General features: G+C 46.8%; 12 protein-coding genes. 4 read left to right on the top strand and 8 right to left on the bottom strand.

What is annotated here, in order from left to right; translation table 11 throughout:
* The first annotated feature begins 83 nt into the window (after positions 1 to 83).
* The 3 genes from QUB10_RS19140 to QUB10_RS19150 are packed head-to-tail and all read left to right on the top strand — an operon-like array spanning position 84 to position 5493.
* Entirely contained in the window at positions 84 to 2294 is a 2211-nt protein-coding gene (locus tag QUB10_RS19140) for an NHLP family bacteriocin export ABC transporter peptidase/permease/ATPase subunit (protein WP_333204586.1), read from the top strand.
* Between the two features lie 45 nt (positions 2295 to 2339).
* The gene (locus tag QUB10_RS19145) at positions 2340 to 2495 is read left to right on the top strand and encodes a hypothetical protein (RefSeq protein WP_333204588.1); all 156 of its coding nucleotides are present in this window, start codon (positions 2340 to 2342) and stop codon (positions 2493 to 2495) included.
* A 25-nt stretch (positions 2496 to 2520) separates the two neighbouring features.
* Positions 2521 to 5493, top strand: coding sequence for an NHLP bacteriocin export ABC transporter permease/ATPase subunit (locus QUB10_RS19150; protein ID WP_333204590.1), 2973 nt, complete (start codon positions 2521 to 2523; stop codon positions 5491 to 5493).
* A gap of 362 nt (positions 5494 to 5855) precedes the next feature.
* On the opposite strand, the gene QUB10_RS19155 is transcribed toward QUB10_RS19150, so the two are convergent.
* The 8 genes from QUB10_RS19155 to QUB10_RS19190 all read right to left on the bottom strand — a co-directional run bounded on the left by QUB10_RS19155 (position 5856) and on the right by QUB10_RS19190 (position 13250).
* Complete coding sequence (locus QUB10_RS19155) at positions 5856 to 5990, bottom strand: hypothetical protein (RefSeq protein ID WP_333204592.1); 135 nt, start codon at positions 5988 to 5990, stop codon at positions 5856 to 5858.
* Between the two features lie 24 nt (positions 5991 to 6014).
* Positions 6015 to 6935, bottom strand: coding sequence for a GNAT family N-acetyltransferase (locus tag QUB10_RS19160; protein WP_333204594.1), 921 nt, complete (start codon positions 6933 to 6935; stop codon positions 6015 to 6017).
* Positions 6936 to 7038: 103 nt separating this feature from the next.
* Positions 7039 to 7743, bottom strand: coding sequence for a hypothetical protein (locus tag QUB10_RS19165; RefSeq protein WP_333204596.1), 705 nt, complete (start codon positions 7741 to 7743; stop codon positions 7039 to 7041).
* Between the two features lie 4 nt (positions 7744 to 7747).
* Positions 7748 to 11239 (bottom strand): type 2 lanthipeptide synthetase LanM family protein, encoded by a 3492-nt coding sequence (locus QUB10_RS19170; RefSeq protein ID WP_333204598.1) that lies wholly within the window; start codon positions 11237 to 11239, stop codon positions 7748 to 7750.
* 115 nt (positions 11240 to 11354) lie between these two features.
* Positions 11355 to 11915 carry an NHLP leader peptide family RiPP precursor gene (locus QUB10_RS19175; protein ID WP_333204600.1) on the bottom strand — a complete coding sequence of 187 codons (561 nt, stop codon included), beginning with the start codon at positions 11913 to 11915 and terminating at the stop codon, positions 11355 to 11357.
* Between the two features lie 174 nt (positions 11916 to 12089).
* Positions 12090 to 12623 carry an NHLP leader peptide family RiPP precursor gene (locus QUB10_RS19180; protein ID WP_333204602.1) on the bottom strand — a complete coding sequence of 178 codons (534 nt, stop codon included), beginning with the start codon at positions 12621 to 12623 and terminating at the stop codon, positions 12090 to 12092.
* Between the two features lie 108 nt (positions 12624 to 12731).
* The gene (locus QUB10_RS19185) at positions 12732 to 12980 is read right to left on the bottom strand and encodes a hypothetical protein (RefSeq protein ID WP_333204603.1); all 249 of its coding nucleotides are present in this window, start codon (positions 12978 to 12980) and stop codon (positions 12732 to 12734) included.
* Between the two features lie 24 nt (positions 12981 to 13004).
* The gene (locus QUB10_RS19190; protein ID WP_333204605.1) at positions 13005 to 13250 is read right to left on the bottom strand and encodes a hypothetical protein; all 246 of its coding nucleotides are present in this window, start codon (positions 13248 to 13250) and stop codon (positions 13005 to 13007) included.
* A 618-nt stretch (positions 13251 to 13868) separates the two neighbouring features.
* Between QUB10_RS19190 and QUB10_RS19195 the strand changes: the two genes are divergently transcribed.
* Positions 13869 to 15149 carry a glycosyltransferase gene (locus tag QUB10_RS19195; RefSeq protein WP_333204607.1) on the top strand — a complete coding sequence of 427 codons (1281 nt, stop codon included), beginning with the start codon at positions 13869 to 13871 and terminating at the stop codon, positions 15147 to 15149.
* The last annotated feature ends 26 nt before the right edge of the window (positions 15150 to 15175 follow it).

Genomic DNA, 15175 nt, shown 5'->3' on the forward strand with positions numbered 1-15175 from the left:
AAGTCCCCCTTCTTAAGGGGGATTTAGGGGGATCTAGACTCGAATACCAGCAAAATTTATTATGGGTTTCAGCCTTATAGCCGATGAAAATACCCGATATTCACAAGTTTGTTACACCGCGCAACTTAAGGCGAGTTCGTACTCCCACACTGCTGCAAATGGAAGCAGTAGAATGCGGTGCTGCTGCTTTAGGAATTATTTTGAGTTACTGCCAACACCCAGTACCTTTAGCTCAATTGCGGAGCGAGTGCGGCGTTTCTCGCGATGGCAGTAAAGCTTCTAATATCCTCAAAGCAGCCAGAATTTACGGCTTAGATGCTAAAGGGTTTAAAAAAACTGTCGAAGAGTTGAAAACTGTACCCCCACCTTTTATTGTTTTTTGGAATTTCAATCACTTTTTGGTGGTTGAGGGGATGAAGAAAAAGCGCGTTTACCTCAACGACCCCGCATCGGGGCCGAGGACTGTTTCCCTAGAAGAATTTAAGTCTGCTTATACTGGCGTTGTTTTGACTTTTGAGCCTGGGCCGGAGTTTAAAAAGGGTGGGAAAAAACCCAGTATTGCCAGTGCTTTAGATTCCCGATTGCAAAGTTCCCGTTGGGCGATCGCATTTTGTTTAATTGCTGGTTTATTACTGACTGTTCCCCGTTTGGCTGGCGCGGCATTTACCCAAATTTTTGTGGATGAAATTCTCGTCGAAAACCGTCACGAGTGGCTGCGACCTTTAATATTGGGAATGCTGTTTGCGGCGGCCGTCCAAGGGCTGCTAGCGCGGATGCGGCTTTTCTATTTGCGGCGGCTGGCTAACAAGCTTGCGATTTCGATGTCGGGACAGTTCCTCTGGCATACTTTGCGCTTGCCTGTTGGATTTTACGCCCAGCGGTTTGCAGGTGAAATTAGCAGCCGCTGCCAAGTTAATGACAAGGTTGCTGAAATTTTATCGGGGAAACTTGCTGCAACTGCGATCGACGCGGTGATGATGGTTTTCTATGCAATAATTATGGTGATGTACGACTGGGTATTGACCAGTGTTGCCGCTGTTTTTGCAGCCTTAAACTTTTTGGCACTGCAATCTTTATCCCGCAGCCGCGTCGATGCTAACACCCGATTAGCTCAGGAAACAGGTAAGGTTGGCGGTGCTGCGATTGCAGGCATTCAATCTATAGAAACTGTCAAAGCTAGCGGTTTAGAATTCGATTTATTTTCTAAGTTTGCCGGGTACTATGCCAAAATGAGCAACGCCCAGCAAGAATTGGCTTTGCCCACTCAAATATTGTCAATATTACCAGCATTTTTAACGGCATTAGCTGCAACTGCTATCTTAGTTGTTGGGGGCTTGCGGGTGATGAACGGCGGTTTGAGTATCGGGATGTTAATTGCCTATCAAAGTCTCACTCAACAATTCCTCCGACCAGTCAACAATCTAGTCAACTTTGGCAGCACTCTGCAAGAATTAGAAGCCGATTTAAACCGACTTGATGACGTTCTGCAAAACCCGATCGATCCTGAAGCAGACCGCGATTCTTTTAATAGTGGAAACGGCCGCGCCGCCCTTGCACCAGATTCTTTTCATTTGCAGGGCTGGATTGAATTGCGCGGTGTCAGTTTTGGCTACAGCCGCTTGGAAGCGCCGCTAATTGACAACTTGAACTTAACCGTAAAACCTGGTCAGCGGGTAGCGTTAGTGGGGGGCAGCGGTTCTGGCAAATCTACTATTGCCAAACTTGTGACAGGCCTTTACGAACCAATGAATGGCGAAATTTTATTTGACGGGGTTCCCCGCAATTTGATTCCCCGTTCTATCCTAGCAAATTCGCTGGCAATGGTCGAACAAGAGATATTTCTATTTGCCGGAACAGTTCGGGAAAATCTCACGCTTTGGGACCCGACAGTACCGGAAGCAGATTTAGTGCAAGCGTGCATTGATGCGGCAATTCACGAACTTATCTTGAATATGCCGGGAGGATACGATGCTCAACTCAATGAAGGGGGGACAAATATGAGTGGCGGACAGCGGCAGCGCTTGGAAATTGCCAGGGCATTAGTGAGGAATCCAGCGGTGTTGGTGCTGGATGAAGCAACGAGTGCTCTGGATGCTGAAACAGAGTTAATTATCGATCGCAATTTGAGGCGTCGCGGTACTTCTTGTATTGTGGTTGCTCACCGTTTGAGTACGATTCGAGATTGCGATGAAATTATTATGCTAGCAGGGGGAAAAGTTGTTCAGAGAGGCACTCATGAGGAGTTGCAAAAGCTGGGAGGATCTTATGCTCTTTTGGTTGGGAATGAACAATAAACAGCAGCAATTAACCTCATTTCATCATTCTCAATAACAGGCAAGATGCCTGTTCCACAAATGAGCAGGAGAGCCAGAACAGGCAAGATGTCGCCTGTTCCACAAATGAGTTTTCTTGTGGGGAGTAGGGGTTGGGCATCCTGCCCGCCCATGAAAGACTTATTGAGAATGGTGCCAGATTTTGAGATTAACCCGACTTGATATTACTAATCGCAAATTACTAGCTATGCTCGATCTAAATCCTGTTAAGAAACTGCACCGAATTAAAGGAAATGAACCGCTGCTGCTGAATGACCCGCATCAGGTATGGATTGTTAAGTCGGGCGCGATCGCAGTTTTTGCAGCCAAGATACAAAGTGAGAAGCCTGCCGGAAACCGCTATTATCTGTTCAGCGTTGGTGCAGGCGAGGCTTTGTTCGGCGCCATTACCCCCCCCAACCCCCCCTTGCTAAGGGGGGGAGAAAGACAAGCAGAAAAACAAGGAGAAAATTTAAAACCAGGTTGGGGACTTCTGGCGATCGCGATCGCCGAAACGGAACTGGAACCGATCGCGATCGCAGATTGTGCCGCTTTAGTTGCTGCTGGTGACAGCAAAACGCGATCGCTTGTGGAAGGGTGGATAGAGCATTTGGGAGAACGAGTGATTCCCTACGGGATAGATGCGCTTCACGCCCCGGATGAAAAAGTTGCGCCAGAAACTGTTGTTTTAGCAGCGTCGCAGCAGATATCGCTGCAAAAAGGTCAAATTCTGCGATCGCCACCGGGAACAGTTGTCTGGGTGCAGGTGCGATCGGGCGATGCGAGTGTCGGGGAATTGAAGTTAAATTCCACTTCCCCAGCGTTTCCCCTGGCTGGGAATATGCTGCTGGTGGCATCCGGGGAAGTTGAGGTGCAAATCTTCTCAACAGCAGAAGTGGAAAATGCCTCCGGGCTGCCCGCGAGTTTAGCGTTGCTGCACGAGTATTTTTACTGCGGCTTGAACTTCCTGGTTTCCCAGCAAAAAGCAGAGGAATTCCGCCGTTTTCAGGAACGCGAACAGCTAAACCGCCAAGTAACTCAGACAGCTTTGGGAGAATTAACGGAGGTTTTGCATCCCCGGAAAACTGCCTTGTCTGAGGAAGGAACGCCGCTGTTAATCGCTGCTGGGGCTGTGGGTAAAGCACAAGGGATTACCGTCGAGCCCCCGGCGGGTTCCGAAGACTTGAGTCGAGTTAAAGATCCGATGGAGGCGATCGCGCGATCGTCCCAATTTCGCACCCGCCGCGTGCTGCTGGTTGGAGATTGGTGGCGGCAGAACTGTGGCCCGCTGTTGGCTTATACAAAGTCCGAAAATCGACCTGTAGCTTTGCTGCCCGGTAAGGGAGATCGTTATACTTTGTTCGATCCGATCGATCGCAGCCACCAACGGGTAACTAAAGCAATCGCCCAAGAGTTGTCGTCAGAAACTCTCATGTTTTACCGGCCCCTGCCGCTATTGCTTCACAACGCTGCGGAACTGTTTCGCTTCGGGACGAAGGGCTACGAAAAAGACATCATCGTTGCTTTCGGGCTGGGGATATTGGGAACGCTGTTGGGGATGGTGACGCCGCAAGCTACCTCGATTTTGGTCAATGATGCTATTCCTGACAGCGATCGCGTTTTACTGTGGCAGCTAGGGCTGGTGTTGTTAGTTGCCGCGATCGGACGGGCTGTATTTAGCATCGCCCAAACAATTCTGACACTGCGGATCGAAAATGCTGCCAGCGGCACTCTCCAGCCGGCAGTTTGGGATCGATTGCTGAGATTAAAACCGGCGTTTTTTCGCAGCTATTCTTCTGGCGACTTGCTGACTCGCTTATTAGCAGTTAATCAAATTCGTGCCCAACTCAGCGGCGCGACGCAGCGGACACTTTTGAGCGCGATATTTTCCCTGCTGAATTTGGGGCTGATGTTTGTTTACAGCCTGCCACTGGCTTTAGTCGGAATTGGTTTAACTTTGATCGCGGTTATAGTAACAGTCACATCCAGCTTGCTCTTAATCCCAAAAGAGCGGCAGATGGAAACAGGAGATGGCGACATTAACGGGCTGACAGTAGAACTGATTAACGGAGTCTCAAAGCTGCGGGTAGCGGCCGCAGAAGGGCGAGCATTTGCAGCTTGGGCGAAAAAGTACAGCCAGCAAATCAAATTAAGAACTGGAATTAAACGAATTGACGACAGCGTTTCTGTGTTTAACGAAGCGCTGCCGTTAGTTAGTTCTATTCTGATGTTTTGGTTTGCAATTGTGTTCATGCAAACCTCTCAAACAGGAGGAGGCGGACTGAATATGGGAACCTTTCTTGCTTTTAATTCCGCCTTCGGAACGTTTCTTTCTGGCGTCACTGACTTGAGCAATACCCTAACTGATATTTTAGGAATTGTACCGCTGTGGGAGCGAGCCAAACCGATCGTCCAGGGCATCCCGGAATCTGACCCGACAAAAGCCGATCCGGGGCGCTTAAAAGGTCAAATTACTGTCGATAGGGCAACTTTCCGCTACCGGGAGGACGGCCCCCCAATTTTAGATGATGTCAGCATCAATATTCAACCGGGAGAATTTATCGCGATCGTCGGGCCGTCGGGTAGCGGCAAATCAACATTATTTCGGCTGTTATTGGGATTTGAAATAGCACAAAGTGGCACTGTTTATTACGACAATCAAGATTTAGCAGGCCTCGACGTTCAAGCTGTGCGGCGGCAGTTAGGAGTAGTGCTGCAAAACGGCAGAATTAATGCTGGTTCGATGTTTGACAATATTACCTGCGGGGCGATGGTAACGCAGGAGGAAGCTTGGGAAGCCGCGCAAATGGCCGGTTTAGCCGCCGATATCGAACAAATGCCGATGGGAATGCACACGGTTGTCAGCGAGGGCGGCACGAATCTTTCGGGAGGCCAGCGGCAAAGATTGTTAATTGCCCGCGCAATGGTTGTCAAACCAAAGGTTATCCTGATGGATGAAGCTACGAGTGCTTTGGACAACCGCACGCAGGCGATCGTTACTGAGAGTTTGGATAAGTTGAATGTGACGCGAGTTGTCATCGCCCACCGCCTGAGTACGATTCGCAATGCCGATCGCATTTATGTAATTGAAGCCGGCCGTTTGGTAGAATTTGGTTCGTTTGAGAAATTGGTAAAACAGGGAGGATTATTTGCTCGATTAGTGGCGCGACAGTTAGAGTAATGTAAACGCGATTTCACAAACCCGTAGGGGCGGGTTCACCAACAATCTCTGGCAAAAATATACAATTTCGTAAACCCGCCCTACCCACCAACAATACAAATGTACCGCTAATTTACGGGGTAAAATGTTGATGTAAATCCAACCCGTAGGGGCGGGTTCACCAACAATATCTGGCAAAAATCGACAATCTCGTAAACCCGCCCCCACCCCACCAACAATACCAATGTACCGCTAATTTATTGGAAAAATGTTGATGTAAATCAAGGCGGGGGAGGGCGGGTTTATGGGATTGTTCGATCGGTTCGAGAGATTTCGGTGAACCCGCCCCTACAGCCATCACTATGAATCGAGCCAAATTAGGCTTATTCTTTTGTTAGCAAATCGGGCAACCACAACAAAATTAGCAATAGCAAGCAGGCGATAACTAAGCCAACGCTAAATATTGTAGTGTTACCCATATCGGGGGCTTGCTGCATCAAGTAGAGTGCTTGTAACATAGAAAAATTTCTCCGACTAGCAGGTCAAACTCGTCCTTCAAGGAAGACATTCGTCCCCCCATCTCCTAATGATTTAAAAGAACCCCTGCTTTCATCAATAGAAATCATGTACGATGCCATGCGTTTTTTGACGAAACTAACCATTGAGGTATAGACGAACGGAACTGTCCAAATCCCTTTGGGAATCCCTGCTTGTTCCTGAATTTTAATTGCTCGAACATAGAGAGGAATAATCCGACCCATTTTTTGGAGGTCTTGTCTGACAAAACTGCAAGTGTAGCGGATGGTGTCGGGTGCTATTCGATGGGTGATTACCCATCCTACTACTTGTCCTCGGTAACGCAAACCTACACTGTTTAAAGGTTCAAAATTTTCCTCGTTTTCAAAAGGAATCAACTGCGGTGGAATCCAAGGTGCTGCGGCTTGCTGCTGTTTAATTAAAATACGTTCCTCTGCCGTAATTTCTACCCAAGGGAAGATTGTGTAGGCAGCCGGTAGGGTTGCTTTCTGCATCCAAGGTGCATTTGCGATTTTATCGGTTGTCGATTTACACACAATCATCCGAGGCTGGGGAGGTGTCCAATTGCACTTTTGCAGCAAATTTTCTAAAGCTAATGTTGTTGGCTGTCCTGTTGTATAAACTAAATTAACGCTCGCGCAACCTCGCGATAATAACTCTTCCTCCAAACGGGCAAGCAGAGATGTACCAACTCCTAGATTGCGGTATTTCTTCTCCACAAAAATAGATAGTACCTCCCCCGCTTTACCGTCGGGTAAAATGTCAGCTAAGGCTAAACCCACTGGCTCATTTGAATCAGAAGCCGCGATCGCAACAGTAGAGCCTTCTGGTTTTAAGACTTGCAAGCGGTAGCGAAATCGCGGAAAGGTAAATGCTTGATAAGCAAATCCTGTTAAATGATTATCGATGCGATTCAATGCAAGCATATTCAAATCCTCCCAATACAATTGCCTACTTCTCTATGAAAAGTGATTAATAAAAATAGCTAACAGATTTTTTATGGCATCCAGCACTAGCTAATTGAGCTAATTACCAATAAATTTGCCAGCGGCCCTGACTGAAAAGTGCGTGCCCTTGAAGGGTGATTCTCTCATCATCTGGTTGGATATTTTTTGCGGGTGCAATCTGATGGACGGTATGGCCGGAATGCAAGATTAGCTGACCTATTTGGTAGGGATAATAGTTTTTGATTCTCGACTTGACAAGCTGGACAAAATCTGCGTCACTAATTTGAATTATTTCCGGATAATGCAAATTCCACACATTCAAACCTCCGCCAAATTTTGGCAGCGAAATTGCTAAAGTGAAAGAGATTGGATTATTGAAATTTGTCTCGTCTGGAGATTCCCAATTGACCAGATTGTACTGGGAGTCGCAGTGAATTGAAGCAATTGGCCGCTCAAACAATTTACAGGCTAGGTAGACGTGAAACCCAGGCAGTGCTAACTCGTGTCGGTAGCTTACAGGTGCTTTCAGGAATTGCGCCAGCTTGTCGGCTAACCGTTCGTAAAGCCAACCCAAGCGATCGCGCAATATCGCGTTATAAGTTTTGGCCATACAGCAGTAATCTTGCCGATCTTTGGCGGCATCAATGTAACTGGCTGCCCCCAAGGTATAAAAGGGCATATCGGGATTTCGTTCGATCCAAAACTCTTTTAGTTCGCAGACTGTAGAACGAACTTTTTGAGCTTCTTGCTCTGTAAGTACGCTGAAACTGTTAATTTTATCGTTCATCGTTTTAGTCCAAAAGCATGATTTGAGAAGTAGATTCGGGTGAAATCAGTCCTAACAGCGTTAAACCAATTCCCGAAACTCCGTCTAGCAAACCGGGAATAATATTTCGCTCAGAAAACTCTTGCAGCCGCCAGTGGCCGACTTGTTCGTAGAAATCAATCATTTTGAGACCGGCGCTAATAGCTACAGGGAACAATTCTGGCCGTTCTAAACGCTGTGCTGCAGCGCACAAAAAAGCAATTCTACCTGCTTCGCCGCAGCACAGGTGATGCTGGTATTTCCCTAAATGCCGCTGTGCAGCCGCGATCGCGAATTCAATCTCATCTCTAATTTCTGACTCGTCGCCCAGAATTCCTAGAATACCGAGTCTGGCTAAACCAATGCCCGGTGCCCCGGCGCACCAACCTGTCATAAACTGAAGTTTGCCCGGTGATTTCTGAAGATTTGGCCAGTCTTTTGTTTCGTGACAAAAATGCGATCGTTCATAGGCTAAACCTGACTCGGCAGAAATGCGAAATTGCTCGTTTCCGGTTAAGGCATAAAGACGCAGCAGCGCGCAGGCAATTCCCGCCGCACCGTGTCCCATTCCTAACAGCGATCGCTCAAAATTTGGCATCCGCCATCCCCGATCGATTCCTGCTTTTTCCTGGCAGTTGAGAATGCTTTCGCCGAGGGATGTCGCCCGTTCAATTAACCGGGAATCTGGACGCAGTTTGTATAGATGCAGCAAAGCTAACAAAGCTCCTGCCGCACCGTTTAAAACATCCGGGTTTTGCTCCTGACGCAGCCGCTCGGGCGTTAATTTTAAAACCCAATCCAGCGCGCGATCGCCTAAAATTTCGTCATCTAAACACCGCCCGCATTCTGTCAAAGCATAAATGAATAAACAAAGGCCGTTATATCCAGAAATAGGAACTTCATCCCACAATCCCTTATCGATAAAATGTTGGAGCGCAGAAGCCGTAAATTTTAATGCACCCCGCGCCAGTTTTTGGTACCGCTCATCCTTTGTCTGACAAGCGAGATTAGCCAGAAAAATACTGGTTCCCGCCGCACCCATTGAATTCCAGGGAAGCGGATGTATGGGAGCAACTACTGTAGAATTTTGAGAAATTCTAGAAAAACAGAGCCAACTGTTCCCCCAAGCGTGACTCATAGCTAACTTTTCCAGCGCATCCCCAATAGCGATCGCTCCTTGAAGCAGGCGTTCTTTTACTGACTGGTTTTCATGCCAAATCACTTGCTCAAAGCCTTCCTTTCTTTGCAGTTTCTGTGCCTTTGCGGTTGGTTTATTATATTCCCCGTCGGTATCCATTGCCGATCGCGCATCAGAGGTCGTCACTTGCCCGTCTTGGGTGTTTTTTTCGCTGAAATTTGACCAACCGCTTACCAATAGCCACTGTTCGCTTAGTGCAGATGACTTAAGGCTTAATAAGGACAATTGACTATTATCAACTGTCTGGCTGCCGACTTGTTTTTCCTGTACTTGCTTACCCCTAGGGTAAACAGACATTTCTAATGAAACTCGCAATAATTCTGACTGCCAAATCAAATCTTCTTCTGAAGCTTCGCCCAAGAGCTGCTGCATTTGCTCAAAACTAACTTGATTAATCGCTAGTTCATAGGAAACTCCGCTGCTGGAGTAGATGGAATGCGATAAAGGCGAACTGTAGTAACTGGGGATATTTTGCTGCCAGCAACAGCGCTTTTCTTCATCCAATAGTTTGGTAAAAGGGATGCTGTTGCCGACTAATATTTCTCTACAAAGCAACTCTAGGGCAACATCATAAGCCGCACCCGATGTTAAATGCTCGGGTTTCAAACTCCAAAACAGAGTATTAGCATAATCATTGGTATCGCGCAAAACAGAACGGGTAGTTACCGTGCGGAATGCTGCTAAAATTCCTTGAGGAGCGAGCAACTCTTCTCGATGCTGCATGAGAGTCCGATAAGCAGCAGAAAATCCTTGGATCACCTCATCGATATAGTCATTTACAGGAATTTTATCACCCTGCGATCGAGGCAGATTCTTATTAAAATAAAAATTGAGGTACTGGCGAGTTAGTTTGAGTTCATCAGTTCCAATTCCTTGCCAAACTGTGATTCCGGTGTGCCAAGGGCGATCGCCGCAGCCGTTGATGCCGGTGCCGGAAAACAAAATTTGGTCGTAATTACCAGCGCGCCAAAAAAATGACATACAGCTAGATAATACACTACACATACCCAAGGGATATAAATATTTAGGCAGTTGCTTAAACTCCTCCGGTACTTCGTGTATGCTAGTTGCCAGAAGTGCTTCTAAGTCGATAGGTACTGGAAATTCACCCGCGGCGATAAAGTTTTCCCAGTGGAAGTCTGTGCCGCATAAAAAGTACGCGATCGCGGCATAAACTCCTTGACGCTGGTAAAATTTTGCTACCTGTTCTTTAGCAGTACAATCTGCGGTTGAAATGAACTCGCTCCAACCGTAACCAGCCCGCGGCAAGATGCGTGTTGGTCGCAACTTTGGTGTTTCTCCTGTTTGATTCAGCCAGTCAATTAGGCTGTTGAAAGCGCTGTCAATCTCGAAACTGCGCGGCTTGTAAACCAGCTTCAAACCAGACTCAAATTCGATGATGCAAACACTCCGCGATCCTTGATGTAAATCGGACATCCCCATCAGCAGTGAAGTCGCCAAGCCGAGATGAGAATTGGGTTGAAATGTTGCTTTTAATTCATTCAAATCCTGCTGTAAACGTTGCAGCAATTCGACCGCAACCTCCACCGCTTGCTCCGAGCAAACTGCCAGCAGCCGTGCCAGTACGGGATACTGAAGAAATAACCCGGACAAACACTCTGGCGTGCCTAAAATATTGCGAACAAAATACTGATATCGCTCTTGGGAGGTAACGCCAATTAATTGACCTCGAAAGCGCCGCTGTTTGACTTCAAAAGCTACAACGCGGGCGGCTATTTTAGAAAGTCTTAACAGCAAATATCGAGCTATTTGTTTCCAGGCATTATCTGAAAATATTTCTATTACATTAGGCATCAGCGCGTTAATTTGCCGCAGGACAACCGAGATAAAAGGATGAAGAAATTCGGGAAAAATTGGAGTTTGCTTGAGAGTGAGTTTATAGGCATCAATTTCCTCATTCGTCCAATCTTGCAACTGCTCTACAGTTACTACAGGTTGGGCAAAATTACTGGGAATTAAAACTTCGCTGAGCAGTTTAGCCCAAGAAGGCAAACTCGCATTTTCGGGCAAGCAGTGGGAGGCAAGATAATAGATCGCACTCTCGCGCTCTAACCCCAAGTGTTGCAACCGCTTGTCAAATGCCGCAGCATCATTAGTTTTGAGCGAAATCAGTTTTTTCCACTGCGCTAATAACTTTTCAGCTTCAGGTTTCGCATCAGCGCCGGATGATGCTGCATCCGGAAAAGCTGTCCACTCATCCGGCGATAAAGCTTTTTCGACAATTTTGCGAACAGTTTGTGAAAGCGTTAAATCACTCATAATAAATTGTTAATTAGCAATTGGTAATTAATACCAATCATCAAGATCGTAGAAAGATGCGTAGGTTGGGTTTCGCGAACTCAACCCAACCTACATTTGTCACTAAATTCAGAGGTTACTTACCTTCGAGAGTCTCTTCTGCCACAACAGAAGCCACTGCTGATGCTACCCCGATTATAGGGATGCTACTACATACGGCACATCCTAACTTAGCGTCACCTGATTTGCCGCCGCCGCCTGCGATCGCCTCCAATTCCAAATCATTCAATTCAGCATCGGCAGGGTTAGCAGGCACAACCAAGTGCTTGACGGTGGGAGTATCTTCGTAAACTCGGATATCCAGAGAATCAGGCAGTTGAATATCGGCTGCTGAGGCGATCGCACTCTTTGGATCTGCAAGCAACTGAGTCTTAAAAGCTTCTTCAGTCAAAGCCTTTTTCATGATTTTACCCGCTACAGGATCTACCTTTTCTAGATCCACTCCTGCGGGAATTTCATCAAAGTTGGGCAGAACGTAGTTCATCAAATTGGAACTATTTTCGTGAACTTCCACCGCCACTGAGTCGGGAAGCTTCATCCCAAACTCTGCCAGAACATCCTTGGGATTGTTAAACAGGTTATTTCTGAGTTGTTCGTCACTCCAGACACGCTCTAATACTTCTTGAACTACAGGCATTTTACTTTCCTCCAATGTCAATTATTTGCTGATTTGTCAGACATTTTCTACCAATTTATGCAAGCTACAGCTTTTTGCGTGAAAGTCGCCGATTTTTAACAGGTAGCTATAACTAATAAGGTCACGCACCCTACTGTTGCTAGTGTGATTGTCAATCAGCGATTCAAGCAACTCCTAACACGGTTGGGTGCTATTGAGCAACTTTTCTAACCCTCCTGTACCGAAACAGTCGGTAACAATAGGCGGCAGATTTGGTTTGGTGCCGCCGCCTGCGATCGCCTCTAATTCCAAATCATTCAATTCAGCATCGGCAGGGTTGGCAGGCACAACCAAGTGCTTGACGGTGGGAGTATCTTCGTAAACTCGGATATCCAGAGACTCAGGCAGTTGAATATCGGCTGCTGAGGCGATCGCACTCTTTGGATCTGCAAGCAACTGAGTCTTAAAAGCTTCTTCAGTCAAAGCCTTTTTCATGATTTTACCCGCTACAGGATCTACCTTTTCTAGATCCACTCCTGCGGGAATTTCATCAAAGTTGGGCAGAACGTAGTTCATCAAATTGGAACTATTTTCGTGAACTTCCACCGCCACTGAGTCGGGAAGCTTCATCCCAAACTCTGCCAGAACATCCTTGGGATTGTTAAACAGGTTATTTCTGAGCTGTTCGTCACTCCAGACACGCTCTAATACTTCTTGAACTACAGGCATTTTACTTTCCTCCAATGTCAATTATTTGCTGATTTTTCAGGCAAGTTATGCCAAAAGCAAACTGTGCTACAGTTTTTTGCGAGATCGATATTTTCCCTTTAACTTGTGTTAGGAACCCAAAAATTCAAACACATTCATAGGGATTGTCAAGCGCGGTTTTTCAAGCGGTTGGCTGGTTGTGATAACAGGGATACCAGCAGCCCGAGCGCGATCATCGGCCATATCGGAACAGCCGCCCGCGATCGCTTCGAGATCCAAGTCGTTCAATTCTCGATGGGTCGATATTTCTTGTTTGGATGCTGTAATTTTTGACGGCTCGAACGAGAGTTTTTGGCACAAGGGAGCGTTGCTTTCCATCGCAGTTTTCTCCTTTAAATTGTGTTATGAACCCAAAAGTTCCAACATCTTCGTAGGGATTGTCAAGCGCAGTTTTGGAGGCGGTTGGTTGATTGTGAGAACAGGGATACCAGCAGCCCGAGCTTGATCGACAGCATCGGAACAGCCGCCCGCGATCGCATCTAATTCCAATTCGTCCAATTCTTGATTAGTTGAATTTTCCGGTTCTGATGCTGCGATTTGGGACAACTCAGACGGTAATTCTTGCGAAAATAGATCGTTGCTTTCCATCAGATGTTTCCTCCTTAAATGTTTAAACTCAGCAGAAGCGCGATCGCTTCTAGTTACAAGCAGCTCATTTCCCGAAATAGGACTGCATGTAGTTAATCAGTTGCGTGGATATGCGGGGTTTCAGATAGTCCGGCACTGGGCCTTCGATTGTGAGAGTACGCATACCACCCGCGATCGCTTCGAGCTCCAAGTCGCTCAATTCTTGATTAGTTGAGTTTTCCGGTGTAGATGTTGCTTTTTTTATGATGCTTTCACTCGACATGGAAGTTACTCCTTGTGGATTTTTTACAGCTAGGCTCTGGCTGGCCTTTGCGTAAATTTAGTTTAGAAAATTTCCTGGCTAAAGTAGCTAGCTCAAAGTAGAGTTTTGAACCTATAAAAATAACTTAGCTTTAACTCACCTTTAGTTGAGGAGATTACCTGAACTTTTGGCTAGGTATCGCAGATCGCATACAACTATATACTGGTAACACTCTCTTGCAATGACTAAAGCCTGCGTCCCATTCATGAGTTTCTCCAAGCGATCGCCCCACCGCCCAACTCCCCAACGCCCAACAAAAACCCCTCACACCGCCGATTAAATGCTAAAAAGGTTAAATTCACACGGAGCCTTAACTCATGACCCACTTCGGCATCTTCTGTCCAGCAGCCAACGGCCACCTCAACCCGATGACAACATTAGGCAACGAACTGCTTCGCCGAGGCCATCAAGTTACTGTATTTAACTTCCTTGATGCTAAAGCCACAACCTTAGCAAGCGGCTTAGAATTCCAGCCATTAGCTGAAGATGAATTTCCCGCAGGCTCAATGCCAGAACGCTTGGCCAAACTGGGGAAACTCAGCGAACTGACAGCCTTTCGATATACTATTAAACTATTGACCCAAGTTTCAGATATTCTCCTTTCACAAGCTCCAGCAACTATCAAAAAGGCTGGTGTAGAAGCTTTGCTCGTAGACCAAGTTTCACCGGAAGGAGGAACGATCGCGGATTTTCTCAATCTTCCTTTTATCACAGTTTGCAGTGCGTTACTCCTAAATCAAGACCCCAAAATTCCTCCCTTTTGTACACCTTGGCAATACAGTCCAACTTGGATAGCGAGTTGGCGCAATCAACTTAGCTATCAGTTACTCAGTTTGCTTACAAGACCGATTCGAGAGGTCATTGCTGAGTATCGCGACGAGTGGAAATTACCTCTGCACTCCCACCCGAATGATGCTTACTCGAAACTTGCTCAACTCAGCCAGCAGCCTCCTGAATTCGACTTTCCCAGGCAATATTTACCCCCGCATTTCCATTTTACCGGCCCTTATCACAATCCTGCGACGCGCAAACCAGTACCTTTCCCTTTTGAACAATTAACCGGCAAACCATTGATTTATGCTTCGATGGGAACTGTGCAAAATCGCTTGCTGGATGTTTTTAAAATAATTGCCTCTGCGTGTCAAGGATTAGATGCCCAATTGGTAATATCTCTCGGCGGAAGTGCGACTCCAGAATCCTTGCCGCAATTGCCGGGAAATCCGATCGTTGTTGGTTATGCACCGCAATTAGAATTGCTGCAAAAAGCCACTCTCACGATTACTCATGCCGGGATGAATACGACTTTGGAATCGTTGAGCAATGGAGTACCGATGGTGGCAATTCCTGTGGCAAATGACCAGCCAGGAGTGGCAGCGCGGATTGCTTGGACGGGTGTTGGCGAAGTCGTTTCTTTGAAGGAATTGAGCGTGACTAAACTACGATCGGCAATTGAGAAAGTCCTAACCCAAGAGTCGTATAAACAAAGGGCGATCGAGATGCAAGGGGCGATCGGGCGATCGGGCGGAGTCAAGCGCGCCGCTGACATTATCGAACAAGCTGTATTGACTGGGAAGCCTGTCTTGGCTTCTAAAATCTAAGATGTGGAGTCCAATCTAAAATCTAA

This window comes from Microcoleus sp. B5-D4, from assembly GCF_036705145.1.
In the GTDB taxonomy this organism is placed as follows: Bacteria; Cyanobacteriota; Cyanobacteriia; order Cyanobacteriales; family Microcoleaceae; genus Microcoleus.

What these genes read in the sequence shown, in the direction of transcription:
- QUB10_RS19195 (WP_333204607.1), top strand. Translation starts at nt 13,869, where the DNA reads ATGACCCACTTCGGCATCTTCTGTCCAGCAGCCAACGGCCACCTCAAC.
- QUB10_RS19145 (WP_333204588.1), top strand. Translation starts at nt 2,340, where the DNA reads ATGCCTGTTCCACAAATGAGCAGGAGAGCCAGAACAGGCAAGATGTCG.
- QUB10_RS19150 (WP_333204590.1), top strand. Translation starts at nt 2,521, where the DNA reads ATGCTCGATCTAAATCCTGTTAAGAAACTGCACCGAATTAAAGGAAAT.
- QUB10_RS19165 (WP_333204596.1), bottom strand. Translation starts at nt 7,743, where the DNA reads ATGAACGATAAAATTAACAGTTTCAGCGTACTTACAGAGCAAGAAGCT.
- QUB10_RS19185 (WP_333204603.1), bottom strand. Translation starts at nt 12,980, where the DNA reads ATGGAAAGCAACGCTCCCTTGTGCCAAAAACTCTCGTTCGAGCCGTCA.
- QUB10_RS19180 (WP_333204602.1), bottom strand. Translation starts at nt 12,623, where the DNA reads ATGCCTGTAGTTCAAGAAGTATTAGAGCGTGTCTGGAGTGACGAACAG.
- QUB10_RS19170 (WP_333204598.1), bottom strand. Translation starts at nt 11,239, where the DNA reads ATGAGTGATTTAACGCTTTCACAAACTGTTCGCAAAATTGTCGAAAAA.
- QUB10_RS19175 (WP_333204600.1), bottom strand. Translation starts at nt 11,915, where the DNA reads ATGCCTGTAGTTCAAGAAGTATTAGAGCGTGTCTGGAGTGACGAACAA.
- QUB10_RS19190 (WP_333204605.1), bottom strand. Translation starts at nt 13,250, where the DNA reads ATGGAAAGCAACGATCTATTTTCGCAAGAATTACCGTCTGAGTTGTCC.
- QUB10_RS19155 (WP_333204592.1), bottom strand. Translation starts at nt 5,990, where the DNA reads ATGTTACAAGCACTCTACTTGATGCAGCAAGCCCCCGATATGGGTAAC.
- QUB10_RS19160 (WP_333204594.1), bottom strand. Translation starts at nt 6,935, where the DNA reads ATGCTTGCATTGAATCGCATCGATAATCATTTAACAGGATTTGCTTAT.
- QUB10_RS19140 (WP_333204586.1), top strand. Translation starts at nt 84, where the DNA reads ATGAAAATACCCGATATTCACAAGTTTGTTACACCGCGCAACTTAAGG.